Annotated in this window: 16 protein-coding genes; 7 read left to right on the plus strand and 9 right to left on the minus strand. The window is 74.0% G+C overall.

What is annotated here, in order from left to right; translation table 11 throughout:
• The first annotated feature begins 25 nt into the window (after positions 1-25).
• On the plus strand, positions 26-481 hold the full coding sequence (locus ACFVIM_RS06180) for a hypothetical protein (protein WP_384299170.1): 456 nt from the start codon (positions 26-28) through the stop codon (positions 479-481).
• A gap of 15 nt (positions 482-496) precedes the next feature.
• Here the strand turns inward: ACFVIM_RS06180 and ACFVIM_RS06185 are convergent, their stop codons facing one another.
• Positions 497-979: a hypothetical protein gene (locus tag ACFVIM_RS06185; RefSeq protein ID WP_384299112.1), complete on the minus strand. Its 483-nt coding sequence runs from the start codon at positions 977-979 to the stop codon at positions 497-499.
• A 245-nt stretch (positions 980-1,224) separates the two neighbouring features.
• Entirely contained in the window at positions 1,225-1,776 is a 552-nt protein-coding gene (locus tag ACFVIM_RS06190; protein ID WP_384299173.1) for a TetR/AcrR family transcriptional regulator, read from the minus strand.
• Positions 1,777-2,165: 389 nt separating this feature from the next.
• Between ACFVIM_RS06190 and ACFVIM_RS06195 the strand changes: the two genes are divergently transcribed.
• Positions 2,166-3,470 (plus strand): FAD-dependent monooxygenase, encoded by a 1,305-nt coding sequence (locus ACFVIM_RS06195; RefSeq protein ID WP_384299115.1) that lies wholly within the window; start codon positions 2,166-2,168, stop codon positions 3,468-3,470.
• Between the two features lie 29 nt (positions 3,471-3,499).
• On the plus strand, positions 3,500-4,432 hold the full coding sequence (locus tag ACFVIM_RS06200) for a Gfo/Idh/MocA family protein (RefSeq protein WP_384299117.1): 933 nt from the start codon (positions 3,500-3,502) through the stop codon (positions 4,430-4,432).
• Here the strand turns inward: ACFVIM_RS06200 and lnt are convergent.
• The 6 genes from lnt to ACFVIM_RS06230 all read right to left on the minus strand — a co-directional run bounded on the left by lnt (position 4,329) and on the right by ACFVIM_RS06230 (position 10,167).
• Positions 4,329-5,981, minus strand: a complete 1,653-nt coding sequence (gene lnt / locus ACFVIM_RS06205; RefSeq protein WP_384299119.1) for an apolipoprotein N-acyltransferase — start codon at positions 5,979-5,981, stop codon at positions 4,329-4,331. The two genes, ACFVIM_RS06200 and lnt, sit on opposite strands and share 104 nt — an antisense overlap.
• Before the next feature lie 140 nt (positions 5,982-6,121).
• Positions 6,122-6,565, minus strand: a complete 444-nt coding sequence (locus ACFVIM_RS06210; RefSeq protein ID WP_384299121.1) for a nuclear transport factor 2 family protein — start codon at positions 6,563-6,565, stop codon at positions 6,122-6,124.
• Positions 6,566-6,704: 139 nt separating this feature from the next.
• Complete coding sequence (locus tag ACFVIM_RS06215) at positions 6,705-7,859, minus strand: methyltransferase (RefSeq protein WP_384299124.1); 1,155 nt, start codon at positions 7,857-7,859, stop codon at positions 6,705-6,707.
• 230 nt (positions 7,860-8,089) lie between these two features.
• Entirely contained in the window at positions 8,090-8,281 is a 192-nt protein-coding gene (locus tag ACFVIM_RS06220) for a hypothetical protein (protein WP_384299125.1), read from the minus strand.
• 52 nt (positions 8,282-8,333) lie between these two features.
• Positions 8,334-9,206, minus strand: a complete 873-nt coding sequence (locus ACFVIM_RS06225; RefSeq protein WP_384299127.1) for an undecaprenyl-diphosphate phosphatase — start codon at positions 9,204-9,206, stop codon at positions 8,334-8,336.
• Between the two features lie 202 nt (positions 9,207-9,408).
• Positions 9,409-10,167, minus strand: a complete 759-nt coding sequence (locus ACFVIM_RS06230) for a TVP38/TMEM64 family protein (protein WP_384299130.1) — start codon at positions 10,165-10,167, stop codon at positions 9,409-9,411.
• Between the two features lie 593 nt (positions 10,168-10,760).
• Here ACFVIM_RS06230 and ACFVIM_RS06235 point away from each other — a divergent pair.
• Positions 10,761-11,960, plus strand: coding sequence for a GTP-binding protein (locus ACFVIM_RS06235; RefSeq protein WP_384299132.1), 1,200 nt, complete (start codon positions 10,761-10,763; stop codon positions 11,958-11,960).
• A gap of 332 nt (positions 11,961-12,292) precedes the next feature.
• Positions 12,293-13,138: a spermidine synthase gene (locus tag ACFVIM_RS06240; protein ID WP_384299135.1), complete on the plus strand. Its 846-nt coding sequence runs from the start codon at positions 12,293-12,295 to the stop codon at positions 13,136-13,138.
• 106 nt (positions 13,139-13,244) lie between these two features.
• Here ACFVIM_RS06240 and ACFVIM_RS06245 read toward each other — a convergent pair whose 3' ends face one another.
• Complete coding sequence (locus ACFVIM_RS06245) at positions 13,245-14,222, minus strand: hypothetical protein (protein ID WP_384299138.1); 978 nt, start codon at positions 14,220-14,222, stop codon at positions 13,245-13,247.
• A gap of 112 nt (positions 14,223-14,334) precedes the next feature.
• On the opposite strand from ACFVIM_RS06245, the gene ACFVIM_RS06250 reads away from it, so the two are divergent.
• Together ACFVIM_RS06250 and ACFVIM_RS06255 are read left to right on the plus strand one after the other, a co-directional pair.
• Positions 14,335-14,799, plus strand: a complete 465-nt coding sequence (locus ACFVIM_RS06250; RefSeq protein WP_384299140.1) for a DUF4442 domain-containing protein — start codon at positions 14,335-14,337, stop codon at positions 14,797-14,799.
• A gap of 355 nt (positions 14,800-15,154) precedes the next feature.
• The gene (locus tag ACFVIM_RS06255) at positions 15,155-16,384 is read left to right on the plus strand and encodes a cytochrome P450 (RefSeq protein WP_384299143.1); all 1,230 of its coding nucleotides are present in this window, start codon (positions 15,155-15,157) and stop codon (positions 16,382-16,384) included.
• Positions 16,385-16,394 lie beyond the last annotated feature (10 nt).

Genomic DNA, 16,394 nt, shown 5'->3' on the forward strand with positions numbered 1-16,394 from the left:
GCCGGAGGCGTCACACGACCCGGTCATGGTCCGGATCGGGCAGGCGGTGATGCTGCTGCACGGCGGCGACCGGGAAGAGGCCAGAAACCGCTTCGGCGCGCTCTGGTCGGAGATCGGCGAGGCGGGGGACGCCCTGCACCGCTGCACCCTCGCCCACTACATGGCCGACACCCAGGACGATCCCGGGGATGAGCTGGCCTGGGACCTCAGAGCCCTGGCCGCGGCGGACGGGCTCAGCCGGGAGGGTCCCGCCGCCCGGATCCCGGCGGCGCTCGCGGTCCGCGCCTTCTATCCGGCGCTCCACCTGAACCTCGCGGTCGACTATGTGAAGCTCCAGCGGCCGGAGGCCGCGCGGGTCCATCTGGCCCGAGCGCGCGCGGCGACGGACGCGCTCGGACCAGGCGGCGAGGGCCACGGCGGCCACCGGCAGGACGTACGGGCGGCGATCACCCGGCTGGAGCGCACCCTCCGCGAGGAGTGAGCCGGTCCGGCCGGTTCAGCCCCGGGCGCGACGGTAGATCTCCCGGCAGATCTGGGACTGGACGCTGTCCGCGCTCCAGCTTCCATGGCGCTCGCCGAGGGCGCAGGGATCGGCACCGTCCAGCGGTGGCCGGGCGGGTGTCCGGGGCGCGGGCACCCTGTCGCGCTGCGACCACGGCGCCCGGGGCAGCTCACCGCCTCCGTCTCCGCCATCGGTCCGCCCGTGGCGGTGGTGTGGCTCGGTGGTGGCGTCGCGCCGGGTGGCGCTGGGCGCCGGGGTACCGGACCCGAGGGTCTCCTGGGCGGGTCCCTGGGTGAGCTGCTGAGCGCTGCGTGGCGGCGGGGGGCTCTGCCGCGGCGGCGCGGACGTCGGCGGCACCGGGTCCACGCTGACACAGCCGGCGGCGGCGAGGCCCGACAGGGTGAGGGCGAGGGTGCGGACGACGGCTCGGGCCGTGGGGGGCAGCGGGCCGGTGTCCGGGTTCTTCGGGTTGGTCACCCGGGCAACTCTGGTGGGCGCCGGGGTGCTTCACCGACGCACGGCACCGACAATGATCCGTACGGGTGACCCCACCCCTCACCCATCTGTCCCATCCTCCGTCCGGCGCGCTCCCGCGCCGGTCTTTCGCCCGGCCCGGTCCGTGCCGCGCCGGTCACCGGCCCGGGTGTGCTCCTTGACGGGGAAGGCCGACCGGGCAGGCCGAGGGCGGGACGCGGCGGGGCCGGTGGGCGTTCGCCGGGCCTTCAGGGCAGCAGGGGGCGCAGGAGTTCGCCGTAGGAGGCGCGGAGGGAGTCCAGCGAGGGCGGCTCCTCGCGGTCCGCCCCCACCGCGTGGCTGACGAGCGTGCCCTCGGTCCAGGCGAGCAGCGTCCGCGCGTGCCGCCGTGGATCGGCGGATCCGGCCTCCTCCAGCAACGCCGTCACCAGCGCGCGGAACCGCGCGCCCGCGGTGTCGTAGACGGTACGCAGCTCCGGTCGCCTGGTCGCCTCCAGCGCGAGCTCGTAGCGGGCGATGAGCAGCGCGGTGCCGCCCGTCAGATAGCGGTGCAGCCCGCCCGCGAGGGTGTCGGCCAGCCCGGCGGCGCCCCCGTCCGGTGTGCGGAGTGCGTCGAGGTCCAGCACGGCCGCGTCGCGTTCGGCCAGCCGCCGCACCGTGGCCTCCAGCAGTGCCTGCCGGGTGCGGAAGTGGTTGGAGGTGGATCCCTGGGGCAGGGCGGCGGCCTCGTCCACGGCCCGGTGGGTGAGCCCGCGCATGCCCCGTTCGGCGAGGAGGGCGAGTGCGGTGTCCGCGATCAGTTCGGCGCGCGAGGGGGAGGCACCGGCCCGCCGTGTGTCTGACCGCCCGGGGCCGGTCGCGGGGCCGGGCGCCGGAACGCTCGCCGGATGGGTCGCGGGGCCGGTAGCCGGGCGGCTGTCGGGTCCCGGAGCGGGGAAGCCGCCCGTGGGGCCGACGGGCGGGGCGGCCGGGCGTGGACCCGGGGCCTGGCGCTGCGGCGATCCGGGACGGTCAGGGCGGCCTGGGAGCGGCGCCGGGTCCGGGGAACCGCCGGAGGCGTCGGAGGCGCCGGAGCCGCTGGCCGGGCCCGGGCCCGGGGTGGGGTCTGCCATGGAGCCAACCTACCTCGCCCACTACAGCTGTAGTAGCCTCGCCGGTGTCACTACAGATGTAGTTGGAGGGGATCGGTATGGCCGAGCGTCATGTGGTCGTCATCGGAAGCGGCGTGGGTGGCCTCACCGCCGCCGTCGCGCTGGCCCAGCGGGACTGGCGGGTCACCGTCCTGGAACGCGCCCCGTCCCTGGAGCCGGTCGGCGCGGGCATCGGCCTCGCCCCCAACGCCCAGCGCGCGCTCGACGTCATCGGCCTCGGCGACGAGATCCGCGATCTCGCCTCCTGGCAGGGCGCGGGCGGGCTGCGGGCGCCGGGCGGCCGCTGGCTCTCCCGTACCGACAGTGCCGCGGTCACCGCCCGCTTCGGCGGACCCATCGTGCTCATCCACCGCGCCACCCTGATCGAGCGGCTCGCCTCGCGGCTGCCGGAGGGCACCCTGCGCACCGGAACCCGCGCCGCCCTCACCGACCCCGGTCTCCCCGGCGCCCGTCCCGCCCGCGTCACCGTGGCGACCGGGACAGCCGACGTGCCGGACGCGACCGGGACAGCCGACGTGCCGGACGCGACCGGGACAGCCGACGTGCCGGACACGGCCGACACCGCCGGGACGGGGGAGGCGTTCACGGCCGATCTCGTCATCGGCGCCGACGGCATCCACTCCGCCACCCGCCGCCGACTCTTCCCGCGCCACCCCGGCCCCCGCTACACCGGATTCACCACCTGGCGCAGCGTCATCCCCGGCCTCGGTGAACCCTTCGCCCCGCACGAGACCTGGGGGCCGGGCTCGCTCTGGGGCAGCCTGCCCCTCCAGGACGGCCGGATCTACGCGTACGCCGCCGCCCTCGCCCCCGAAGGGCGGCGCGCCGACGACGAGAAGGCGGAGCTCCGCCGCCGCTTCGGCGGCTGGCACCACCCCGTCCCCGAGGCCATCGCCGCCATGGAGCCCGAACGGATCCTGCGCCATGACGTCCACCACCTCATCGATCCGCTGCCCGCCTTCCACGGCGGACGGACCGCCCTCGTCGGGGATGCCGCGCACGCCATGACCCCCAACCTCGGCCAGGGCGGCAACCAGGCCGTCGAGGACGCCATCGTCCTCGCCCACCACCTCGGCGGGGACGACCTCGCCACCGCCCTCGCCGCCTACAGCGCCGACCGGCTGCCGCGTACCACCGCGATCGTCCGCCAAGGCGCCCGGGTGGCCCGGCTGGTGGGCGTGCGCTCGGCGCCGGGCGTCGCCGTCCGCGCGGCGCTCATGTCACTGGCGGGCCGCCTCGGACCGGCCGCCGCCGCACGGGCCTTCGACGGGATCGCCGACTGGCGGCCGCCCGGTCCCCCGTATCCTGACCGGGCCCCGCACGGACCCGTATCCCGGGCCTGAACAGGACACCTCATCACCAGGGAGAGCATGTGAAGGTCGGCTGCATCGGTCTCGGAGACATCGCGCGCAAGGCGTATCTGCCGGTTCTCGGCACGCTCCCCGGGGTCGAACTCCACCTCCAGACCCGGACCCCCGCGACCCTGGAAGAGCTCGGCGACACCTACCGCGTACCGTCCGAGCGGCGCCACACCACCCTGGACTCCCTGATCGCCGCCGGACTGGACGCGGCCTTCGTCCACGCGCCGACCGCCGCCCACCCGGGGATCGTGACCGAGCTGCTCCAGGCCGGTGTCCCCACCTATGTCGACAAGCCCCTCGCCTACGAGCTGTCCGCCGCGCGCGACCTCGTGGACCTCGCCGAGGCGCGCGGGGTGAGCCTCGGCGTCGGCTTCAACCGGCGGCTGGCGCCCGGCTACGCCCAGTGCCTGGAGCACCCGCGCGATCTGATCCTGATGCAGAAGAACCGTGTCGGCCTCCCCGAGAACCCGCGCGTCTTCGTCTTCGACGACTTCATCCACGTCGTGGACACCCTGCGCTTCCTGGTCCCCGGCACCATCGAGCACACCGATGTCCGGGCCCGGACCGTGGACGGACTCCTGCACCATGTCGTGCTCCAGCTCTCGGGCGACGGCTTCACCGCCATCGGCACCATGAACCACCTGAGCGGCTCCACCGAGGAGATCCTCGAAGTGGCGGGTCAGGACAGCAAGCGCGAGGTCCGCAATCTCGCCGAGATCGTCGACCACAAGGGCCAGCCCACCATCCGCAGGCGCGGTGACTGGGTTCCGGTGGCCCGCCAGCGCGGCATCGAGCAGGCCGTGCTCGGCTTCCTCGACTCCGTACGCGCCGGAACGGTGGTCAGCGCCCAGGACGCTCTGCGGACCCACGAGCTGTGCGAGCAGGTCGTGCTGAGCGCCCTGGAGCAGTCGGCCCCGTCGGCGCGAACGGGCCGGATCTCCTGAGCGAACGGGCCCCCGCCACCGCGCAGACCACCGCCAGCACGGTGAGCGCCGCGTGGACCGGCCAGTCGCCGGAACGCGCGTAGGGGCTGCTTCCCCGGGCCAGCGGGACATCGTAGATCCCGGTGCCGCTGGTCCGGGTGGAGAGCGCCGGGCCGATCCTGGCTCCCCCGGCCCCGTACACCGCGCTCACCCCGGTCAGCGTGGCGTGCACCACCGGGCGACCGGTCTCGGCGGCGCGCAGGGCGGCGAGCGAGGCGTGCTGTGCGGGCGCCCAGCTGTCCTGGAACGTCGAGGTCGCCGACTGCACCACCAGCAGCTCCGCGCCCGCGCGGGCCAGGTGCCTGCTCATATCGGGGAACGCGGACTCGAAGCAGACCAGCGGGCCGAGCCGGGGCGCGCCGCCGCCCGGGGCCAGCACCACCGGCCCGGCACCGCGGGCACGGTCCTCGTCCGCCGCGCGGCCCACCGACGTCGCCCAGCCGAGGAGCCCGCGTGCGGGGACGTACTCGCCGAAGGGCACGAGCCGCATCTTGTCGTAGCGGTCGCCGGTGGGGCCGTGCGTGCCGATGAGGACCGAACTCTTGAAGATGGCGCCCTCGCCGGGCGGTCGCGCGCCCTGGCCCGACGGCCGTCTGGCGTCCACGTTGACCAGCAGCGGGGCGCCCACCGCACGGGAGAGCGCCGCGAGCCGCTCCGCCAGGTCCGGCCGTTCGGCCAGATCGGCGCCGATCCCGCTCTCGCCCCACACCACCAGGTCCACCTCCCGCCCCACCAGCCCCCGGGTCAGCTCCTCCTCCCGCGCGAACCGGCGCTCCGCCGGGAGGCCGGCGCCCGGTCCGCCGATCACCCCGGGCTGGACGACGGCGATACGGACCCGTCCGGCCTCCCTCGGCTCCGGCGCCGCGTAGCCGACCGCCGCCGCCGTCAGCGCGCAGCCGAGTCCCGCGGTGAGTACGGCGGTACGGGCGCGGGGCGCCACGATCAGCGCGGCCACGGCCGTGTTCACCAGCACCACCAGCAGGCTCACCAGCCACACCGCGCCCACCGACGCCAGCCGGAGCGCCGGGCCGACCTCCCACTGGCTCGCGCCCAGCAGCCCCCAGGGGCCACCGAGCCCCTCCCAGGAGCGGATCCGTTCGATCACGAGCCAGCCGGACGGCACGGCCGCGAGCGCCGCCAGCGTCCGCCCGGGGGAGGGATCGCCGCCGAGCAGCGCGCGGACCAGCAGCCCCCAGGGCGCCCAGAGAACCCCGAGCAGCGCCGCCAGGACGAGGGTGAAGACATGCAGATTCGGGATCAGCCAGTGGTGCACGGCCAGGACGAACCCCAGGCCGCCGAGCCAGCCCTCGTACGCGGCCCGCCGGGCCGTCGGGGCCGACGCCAGCAGCAGGATCCAGGGGACTAGGGCGACCGGGGCGAACCACCACAGGGACGGTGCGGGGAAGGCGAGCACGGGGAGCGCGCCGCACCCGACGGCGGACAGGGCGCGGCCGCTCCGGGCGGTGACGCACCAGCGGGCGCCCCGGCGGGCCGCGACCGGTATCCGCATCCCGCGCCTCCTCCGGGCCTGGGCGGCCGGTGCCCGCCTCGGACCCCGGCCGTCCTCCCAGTGTGTGGGCGCCCCCACCCCCGTTCAACCGGGTGCGTACCGGCCTCGCCGGGGGCGGGCCGGGGGGCGCGGGCCGCTGGTCACGATGTGGTGCGGCGCCACCGCTCCTGGACGACGACGCTGCTCAGCCGCCACCCCTCGGCCGTCCGCACCGCACCGAAGGAGTACCGCCCCCCGGAGACGTACTCCACCCCCGACTCCTGGCGCATCGGGTTGACATAGTCGGCGACCACCTCGGCGCCATCACCGGGATATCCGCCCAGGTCCTGAAGGCGGAGTCGGCGGTTGACGATCAGATGCTGGCGTACGGGGAAGTCCCGCATCGTCTCCGCCAGCCACTCCGCCGCCTCGTGCGCGGGGCCCGTGATCCCGCCCGCGCCGCTGTAGTCCACCTGTCCGTCCGGGGCGAAGAGCGCCCGCCAGGCGGCCCAGTCGGCGTCGTCCACGGCCATCGCGTAGCCGCTGATCAGGTCGTCGATGGCCAGCCGGTCCATCACCGTCGCGAGATCCACACGCTGCGTCATCGGCTCAGTCTCGGTCAGGAGCGGCCCGAGGCCAAGAGCCGTGCGGCGGTCAGCGGCGGCGATGGCTGATGATCCTCCGTATGGCCGCGGCTCGGCGCCCGGCGCGTTTTGGCCGGGCCGCGGCGGATCAGGGGTCCCGCTACCGCCGCACCGCCCGCAGCAGCACGAACTTGGGGTCGCTCGCCACGGTCTCGCAGTTCCCGAAGAGCCTGCGCAGCCGCACGTGGTAGCCGAGGTGGCGGTTGCCGATGACCCAGAGTTCACCGCCGGGGCGCAGGGCGCGGCGGGCGTCGGCGAACATCCGGCGGGCCGTGGTGTCCGTGGTGGCCCGGTGGGAGTGGAAGGGCGGGTTGTTGAGGACCAGGTCGACCGAGCCGTCCGCCACCTCGGAGAGCGCGTCGCCGACGACGAACTCCGCCCCGGACCCCGTCGCGTCCGGGGACACGTTCTCCCGGTAGGTGGCCTCGGCCGACGCCACCGCCGAGTACGACTCGTCCACGAAGACCACGGTGGCCTCCGGGTTCGCCAGCGCCATGGCGGTCCCGACGACCCCGTTGCCGCAGCCGAGGTCGACCACCCGCTCGGGTCCCGACCGCTCCGGAAGGTGGTCCAGCAGGAAACGGGTGCCGATGTCGAGACGCTCGGCGCAGAAGATGCCCGCGTGGTTGACGACCGTCCGCCCGGCCACGGTCCGGACATCGCCCGGCAGCGCGTACCGCAGCGGCCAGGGACTGGGCGTGCGGGGCAGCGCCGGGTCCGGGGCGCAGTGGATCAGCCGGGCCTTCCGTACCGCCAGTGAGGTCTTGGTCGGGCCGATGATCCGCTCGAAGAGCCGCAGGGTGGAGGTGTGGATCTCGCTCACCATGCCGGTACCGACGACCACGGTCCCCGCGTGCGTCGCGGGCGCCAGCCGGTGCAGCTGGTCCTCCAGCAGGGCCAGGCTCTTGGGAACCCGCACCAGCAGCACATCGATCCGGGACGGCGGGGTGTCGCGCGCGGTGAGCAGCCTCACCCCGGCGTCCGCCCGTCCGTTGCGGGCGAGGTTGGCCTCGGTCGCCCGCCGGCCGAGAAAGGAGTCGGTGATCTGTACGGGGGAGTGGTCCGCCAGCACGACGGTCAGCGCTCCCCAGCGGTCGCCGACGACGACCACGGTGCCGGAGAGGTCGACGCCCTCCTCCTCCAGATGGTGCAGCAGATACGTGTCCGAGGCGTCCCAGGCGCGGAGGGTGTCGCGGGGGTCCTCGGGGTAGCGGGCGAGTGCGAGGTCGCCCCATGACGTGCTCAAACGGTTCATCGTCCGGCCAGGCTAGCGGAGTGCGGACCGCGTCCGGTCCGGTCCGCCCGTGACCGTCGCGCGGTCTGCCGCCCGGAGCCGTCGTGCGGATCCTGTGTCGCGCGGCTGCCCCCAGGGGCGGTACGCGGCACGGGGACCCACGGCGAAGCCCCCGGCGCCTCGAACGACATGCGAGGCGCCGGGGGCTCCGTACGCGCTGGTGCCCGGAGGGCGGGTGACCGAACGGGGGATCAGGCCGCGCGTTCGATCTTGCCGACGCGGTCCAGGGCCGCCGCCGCCCACTTCAGTACGAGGGCCTCGTACTCCGCTCGCCGGTCCTCGGGCAGCTGCCCATCGGCCCACAGTTCCCGGATGCGGGCGTTGAGCTCTGCGGCGGACTGGGCGGGCACGGCGTTCTCTGGCTCGTCTGGATGGGGGGACATGCGAACAGGTTACGGCGTCCGGCCGCGACCGTCTGCACCGTTGTGACGACTGTCAGCCACCTGACTCTCCCGCGTGCGGGCTGAGGGTGTCCGTGCCGACCAGGATGAACAGGGCGATCCCGAGGAGCACCCGGTAGATCACGAACGGCATGAAACTTCTGGTGGTGATGAATCTCATGAACCAGGCGATCACCGCGTAGCCCACCCCGAAGGCGATGAGCGTGGCGAAGATGGTCGGCCCCCAGGCGACATGACCCTCGCCCGCGTCCTTCAGTTCGTACGCGCCGGATGCCAGGACCGCCGGGATGGCCAGCAGGAAGGAGTACCGCGCCGCCGCCTCACGGGTGTACCCCATCAGCAGACCACCGCTGATGGTCGCTCCCGAGCGGGAGACACCGGGGATGAGGGCCATCGCCTGGCAGCAGCCGTAGACGAGACCGTCCCTGACCGTCAGTTCCTTGAGGGTCTTGCGCTGTCTGACCGCCCGATGGCGGCCACCGGCCTCGTCACGCGCCGCGAGCCGGTCGGCGACGCCGAGGACCAGGCCCATGACGATCAGTGTGGTGGCGATGAGACGCAGATCCCGGAAGGGGCCCTCGATCTGGTCCTTGAGCGTCACCCCGAGCACCCCGATCGGGATCGAGCCGATGATCACCAGCCAGCCCATCTGGGCGTCGTGGTCCTGTCGCATCGCCCGGTCGGTGAGCGAGCGGAACCAGGCGGAGACGATCCGCGCGATGTCCTGACGGAAGTAGATGAGGACGGCGGTCTCGGTGCCGATCTGGGTGATGGCGGTGAACGCCGCGCCGGGATCCTCCCAGCCCGCGAACGCGGCGGTGAGCCGCAGATGTGCGCTGGAGGAGATCGGCAGGAACTCGGTGAGCCCCTGTACGAGCCCGAGGATGAACGATTCGAACCATGACATCGAAGAAACCACGCCGCCCAGGAAAGACCACGGTTGATGGCGCCAGGCCATCCGGATCACGCATCGGTGTGTGAGGAAGAGTAGCGCTCGAAGATGACGCTCTGGTGTGCTGACGGTGACTTACCGTCAACCAATGGGGTGCGTGCGAGCGCTGCGCAGAAACGTGATGGAAGGGAGTGGTGTGGCGTGGGGGCGACGGTGGTCAGGGACCGTCAGCCGTCGGCGGTACGGCGGGGGATGGGCCCGCCGCCGCCCAGCTCCGCCGCAGCGAGTGCCGCTTGCGCCAGGCGACCGCCGCCGAGACCAGCCCGGTCACCACGATGAACCCCGTCGCGATCAGGAACGTCGGCGAGGTCGGCGACCCCGCCTTGCTGCCCGCGATGACATAGGCGGCCGTGTTCGGGATCGTCCCCACCGCCGTCGCCAGCAGGAACGGCGTGTAGCCCATCCGGGAGACCGCCGCGCAGTAGTTGGCCGCCGCGAACGGCACCCCGGGGAAGAGACGTATCGCCAGCATCGAGCGGAAGCCGTGCCGGCTCAGCTGGGTGTCCGCGGCCTTCAGCAGCCGCCCGCGCAGCAGGGGCCGGAGCGCCTCCTGCCCCAGCAGCCGGCCGAGGGTGAAGGCGATGCCCGCGCCGATGACGGTCCCCGCGACAGCCGAGACCAGTCCGGCCTGGGAGCCGAAGAGCGCGCCCGCCGCCAGGTTGAGCAGGGGCCGGGGCACGAAGGCCGCCGTACACGCGCCGTACGCCACCGCGAAGAGCACCACGGCCGCCGCCCCGCCCAGATGCGCCGGCCAGCCCTCCGAGAGGAGTCGCTGTGGCTCGTACAGCACCACCACGGCACCGGCGCAGGCGAGCATCGTCAGCAGGACGGCGAGGCGCGCCCACGGTGAGAGCAGCACCTTGGCGCAGCGCACCGCGATACCGGGCGCGGGCGGCGTGGAGACGGGCTCGAACATCCGGGGAGACTAACCGACCAGGGGATGTGATCGCCGTAATGCCCCTTCTCCTCCCGTGCTCTCCTCGTTCCGTGACGCCGTCGCCGGTCTCTCCCCGGACGCGTCCACGGCCGTTCCGTACACGGTCCGAACCCCGCCCGTGCCCTCGGCGGTCGGCCCCGCGGACGGTGCCGGGCACAGAGGGCGGGTGACGGCGGTACGGGGACGGGCACCCGGTCCGGGAGGCTCCCACCTCCACCGCGTGCGGCCCGTACGGGCGCCGTCGGCCCGGTCGGCCCGGGGCGCGAACGGGACGCGGAGCGCGGACGGTTGGGCGGGGAAAAGCAGTCGACGGCGCATACCGCGTCCGCGAGGATCTCAGCATGGTCGGGCAGCCCTCTCACCGTGTGAGGTCCGTGGTCACGGACCCGCCCGGAGCTGCCCGTGTCCCTGTGGAGAGCCCTGTTCCCCCCGCCGTCGCCCTTCTCGCGTCGGCGCTGCTGGACGGCGCCTGAGGCTGACCCTTCCCGGATCGTCCGGAGGACCCCGCTGGGGGAGGGTCGGCATGACCCGGGGTCCGCTCATCCGCGCAGGACACATCCGAGGGAAACGACATGTCCGAGTCCGTAGACGTCCGTATCCAGCCGCATCTGAACATCGGGGCCATCGGCCACGCCGGTCATGGCAAGACCACCCTGACCGCCGCCATCGCCACCGTCCTCGGCGGCCCCGCCGCCGGGGCGCCCCGGGACGACGGCTCCCCCGTCGCCTCCGTCGGGTACGCCACCGGCACCCGCCGCTACACCCATCTCGACCTCCCCGGCCAGCCGGGCCACATCACCCACATGGTCAGCGGCGCGGCCCGGCTCGACGGCGCGATCCTCGTGGTCTCCGCCCCCGACGGGGTGATGCCCCAGACGGCCGAACATCTGCTGCTGGCCCGCCAGGTCGGCGTCGACCACGTCGTCGTCGCGCTCGCCAAGGCGGACGCCAGCGACGACGACCGGACCGACCGGGTGGAGCGGGAGGTCCGGGACCTGCTGACCGCGTACGGCTACGGCGGGGAGACGGCGCCGGTCGTCCGGGTCTCCGCGCTGCGGGCGCTGGCGGGCGAGCCCCGCTGGAGGGGGGCGGTGGAGGCGCTCCTCGACGCCGTGGACACCTATGTGCCGCTGCCCGTGCGTTCCACGGACGCGCCCTTCCTGCTCCCGGTGGAGTCCGCGCGGAGCGGCACCGACGGTGAGAGCGTCGTCAGCGGGGCCGTGGAACGAGGAGTGGTCCGCGTCGGCGACCAGGTGGAGCTGATCGGCGCGGAGGGCGGCGGCGCCGGAAACACCGGAAACACCGGGAACGCCGGCAGTACGGGGAACGAGGCGGTCGTCACGGGGGTGGAGACCTTCGACGGCCCGGCGGAGTCCGCCGGTGCCGGGGAGAGCGTCTCCCTGCGGGTACGGGGGGTGCCGGGGGGCTCGCTCCAGCGGGGAGACGTGGTGGCCGCCCCCGGCAGCCTCACCCCGCGACGACGGTTCACCGCCCGGGTCTCGGTGCTGGGCGACGCCGGGGCGTCCCCGCTCACCGGGACCACGCCCGGCGCGCGGTTCAGGTTCCACCTCAGGACCGCCGATGTCGCGGGCACGGCGCGCCCGGCCGGGCCGGACGGCGCGCGGCCGGAGCGGGTGCGGCCGGGCGAGACCCCGACCCTGACCGTGGCCGTGGAACTCGACCGGGGGCTGCCACTGGAGCCCGGGCTCGGCTTCGCGGTCCGCGCGGACGGTCGCACGGTGGGGGCGGGGACGGTGACCGAGGTGGTGTGAGGCGCGGTGAAGGCCGGCCCGGCCGCACCGCCCGGGCCGGTCTGATCGACCTGATCGACGGACCCGGCCACGGCCGGACCCGTGGGTCAGGTCCGGCGGTCCCGGCCAGCGGCGCCCGGTACCCGGCGTACCGGACGGGACGGTGATGGTCCGCACTCCCGCGTACGGTGCGGTGACGGTCCCGGTTCCGGCGTACCGGACGGTGACCGTCCGGGCTCCCGCGGGCCGTGCGGTGACCGTCATGGCTCCCGCCGACCGTGCGGTGACCGTCATGGCTTCCGCGGGCCGGACCCGGGGGGTCCCGGCGTGGCGGAGGCGCGGAGAATGAGGGGGTGGACGAATCCCTTCCCGTCGTCCGGACCGTCGCGTCCGGGACCGCCCGGCTGATGCCCGATGTCGACCGTGACCGGGCCTGGCTGCTCACTGTCGACGGCGCGCCCCAGTCGTATGTCGACCTCGACGACCCCACCCACCTGGAGTTCGAGTACGCGCGCCGGATCGGCCATCTGCTGGACCTCATACCGGAGCCGGGCGCTCCGCTGGAACTGCTCCATCTCGGCGGCGGCGCGCTCACCCTGCCCCGCTACGCCGCCGCGACCCGCCCCGGCTCCCGGCAGCGGGTGGTCGAGGCCGACGCCGCACTGGTGGAGCTGGTCCTGGAGCGGCTGCCGCTGCCGCCGGACTCCGGTATCGAGGTGTGTACCGGCGACGCCCGCGCCTGGGTCGACTCCGCGCCCGACGGCTCGGCCGATGTCCTGGTCGCCGATGTGTTCGGCGGCTCCCGGGTGCCCGCCGCGTTCACCTCGGCCGAGTACGCACGCGCCGCCGCGCGGGTGGTGCGCCCCGGCGGGGTCTATGTCGCCAATCTGGCCGATGGCGCGCCGTTCGCCTTCCTCGGTTCCCAGCTCGCGGCCTGCGCCGAGGTCTTCGCGGAGCTGGCGGTGGTCGCCGAACCGGCCGTGCTGCGGGGGCGCCGGTTCGGCAACGCGCTGCTGGTGGCCGCGCACCGGCCGTTCGACACGGAGGAGCTGGCCCGGCGTACGGCGGCCGATGCCTTCCCCGCGCGGGTCGAGCACGGCGCGGCGGTACGGCGGCTCACCGGCGGGGCGCGGCCGGTGGCCGACGCGGACGCGCGGCCCTCACCCCCGCCGCCGGGCGGCGCCTTCGGTATCGGCTGAGCCGCGCGCGGGGCACCGGCGGAACGCCGGGTCAGCGCCCGTACGTCCGGTACGGCGAGCACCGCCGCCGTCACCGGCACGGCGGAACCCCAGGGGGAGACCGGCGCTACGGTGAGGACGTCCCCTGGCCGCCCGTCAGCCGGACCGTGCTCAGGATCTTCCGTACGGTCGGGTCCGGGAGCTCGTCCGCGATCCCGGCGTTGGCGAACAGGACCCAGGTACGGAACTCGCCCGTCGGGTCCTTGAAGGTGAACGCCGTCGCCTTCCCGTCCGTGGCGCACCGGTTCGCCTTGCGCGTCCCGGTCGCCGTCGCCGTCGCGACGCTGCCGGTCAGCCCGGAGGCGGTGGTGTAGGGCGTGGCCGGGGCCGCCTTCACCCGGCCCGGCTCGGACTGGGCGTAGGCGGCGAAGACCCAGTTGCCCGCCTCCTGCGCGGCGGCCTGCCCGGTGCTCTTGGCGCCCTTGCCGCCCTTGGTGCCCACCGTCGCCAGACCGTGCTCCTCGGCGCGTCCGTCCTGGTCGGTGTCGGCGACGCACCACGCGCTCTTCAGCCGCGCCGGGGCGGACATGGTGATCAGGGGGCTGCCATCGCCCTTGCGCTCGTCCTCGAACCCCGTACTCATCCCGGACCGCTCCACCTCCCAGTCGGGCGGCACGTCGAAGCGGGTGCCGTGGCGGGGATTGGTGACGACCTTCCAGCCGGGGACGGTGGGGCGGGCGTCGTCGGCGGAGCGCGGCTGGGCGCCGGGCGCGGGCGCGGCGCCGGTGGGCGGCGCGGAGGGAGCGGCGAGCGGCTCGCCGGATCCGGGGCGGTCGTCGGACTCGCGCAGCACCATGACGCCGGTGACCACGGCGGCGACCACCACGGCCGTGGCCAGGGCGATCACGAGCGGGGTCCGCCCGCCCCGCGACGGTGGCGCCGGCGGGGGCTGCGGGGCGCCGTACGGGGGCGTCGGTTGCTGGTGCGGCGGGACCGTCCCATACCCGGGCTGCCGCTGGTACGGGTTCGGCTGGTGGTACCCCGGCTGGTGGTACGGGTTCTGCTCCGGGTCACCGCCACCGGGCGGCTGCTGTCCTGGCCACATGGCGGCAACGATAGAGGTGACACGTGAAGGCGCCGACGCCGGTACCGGTTTGTCCCGATGGGCGGGAGGGTGGGGATGGCCAAGCTACCTACTCGTAGGTAACATCCGGGCCGTGAACGCAGACACGAGTGCAGAACAGACGTCCTTCGGCGAGCTGCTCGCCGCCACCGTGCCCATGGTGCGGACCCTCAACCTGGAGTTCCTGGAGACCACCGCCGAACGCGCGGTCCTGCGCCTGCCCGACCAGCCCGACTTCCACAACCATGTCGGCGGCCCGCACGCGGGCGCCATGTTCACCCTCGCCGAGTCCGCCAGCGGCGCGATCGTCCTCGCCGCGTTCGGGCATCTGATGGACCGTGCCGTGCCGCTCGCCGTGAAGGCCGAGATCGGCTACAAGAAGCTGGCGAAGGGTCCCGTGACGGCGACGGCCCGACTGGCCCGGCCCGCGGCCGAGGTCAGCGCGGAGCTGGAGGCGGGCGGGCGGCCGGAGTTCGGGGTCGAGATCGCGATCCGGCGCGAGGACGGGGCGGTGACGGGGGAGATGTCGATCGTGTGGATGCTGCGGCCGCACGCCTGAGCCGCTTCTCCCTCCCCGGGTCCCGGGGGCCCACCCATGGGCCGCGCCCGCGGCTCCCGTGCCGGGGCCCCCGCTGGTGGGCGCGCCCGCGTGGGGCCCCGGGTTCATGGTGAGAGGTGCGCGTCGGCACGAGGGAGCGAAGGGGCGAGGGAGTGAAGGGGCGAGGGAGTGAAGGGGCGAGGGAGTGAAGGGGCGAGGGAGTGAAGGGGCGAGGAGGGTGCGAGGGAGGGAGTAAGGGGGTAAATAGGGTCAAGAGGTGCAAGGGGCGATCGGATTCGGCCAAGATCCCTCTTTTTTGGCTGATCAACGGTCGGTAACGTGCCGTGCGCACGCCATCACCGTCAAGGGAGCGTCCATGGTCACCGCACAGTCCGTACCCGACATCCTGTCGCCCGAGTTCGCCGCCGACCCCTACCCGGCCTACCGCGTCATGCGCGACCACGCACCCCTGATCTGGCACGAGGCCACCAACAGCTATCTGATCTCCCGTTACGAGGACGTCGAACGGGCCTTCAAGGACAAGGAGTCGGTGTACAGCACCGACAACTACGCCTGGCAGGTCGAGCCCGTGCACGGCCGGACGATCCTCCAGCTCAGCGGGAGGGAACACGCCGTCAGGCGGGCGCTGGTGGCGCCCGCGTTCCGGGGGGCGGAGCTGCGGGAGAAGTTCCTGCCGGTCATCGAGAGCAACGCCGTCGAGCTGATCGACCGCTTCCGGGACAGCGGGGAGGTGGATCTGGTCGACGCGTTCGCCACCCGGTTCCCGGTCAATGTCATCGCCGACATGCTCGGGCTGGACAAGGCCGACCACGCGCGCTTCCACACCTGGTACACCAATGTGATCGCGTTCCTCGGCAATCTCACCGGGGACCCCGAGGTCGCGGCGGCGGGGGACCGTACCCGGGTCGAGTTCGCCGAGTACATGATCCCGATCATCCGGGAGCGCCGGGAGAACCTCGGCGGCGATCTGCTCTCCACGCTCTGCGCGGCCGAGGTCGACGGCGTGCGGATGAGCGACGAGGACATCAAGGCGTTCTGCAGTCTGCTGCTCGCGGCGGGCGGGGAGACCACCGACAAGGCCATCGCCGGGATCTTCGCCAATCTGCTGACCCACCCGGAGCAGCTCGCCGCCGTACGGGAGGACCGCTCGCTGATCGACCGGGCGTTCGCGGAGACCCTCCGCTTCACCCCTCCGGTACAGATGATCATGCGTCAGACCGCCACCGAGGTCACGGTGAGCGGCGGCACCATCCCGGCGGGCGCCACCGTGACCTGTCTGATCGGGGCCGCCAACCGGGACGAGACCCGCTACCGGGACCCCGACACCTTCGACATCTTCCGCCCGGACCTCGCCGCCGAGAACGCCTTCACGGCGGCGGCCGACCATCTGGCCTTCGCGCTCGGCAGGCACTTCTGTGTGGGCGCCCTGCTCGCCCGCGCGGAGGTGGAGATCGGGGTGAACCTGCTGCTCGACGCGATGCCCGAGCTGCGGCTCGCGGACGGGTTCACCCCGGGTGAGCAGGGAGTCTTCACCCGGGGACCCGCCGCGCTGCCGGTCCGTTTCACCCCCGTACGGACCGGCTGACCCCGGCACA

The organism is Streptomyces sp. NPDC057638, assembly GCF_042800315.1.
Taxonomy (GTDB): Bacteria; Actinomycetota; Actinomycetes; order Streptomycetales; family Streptomycetaceae; genus Streptomyces.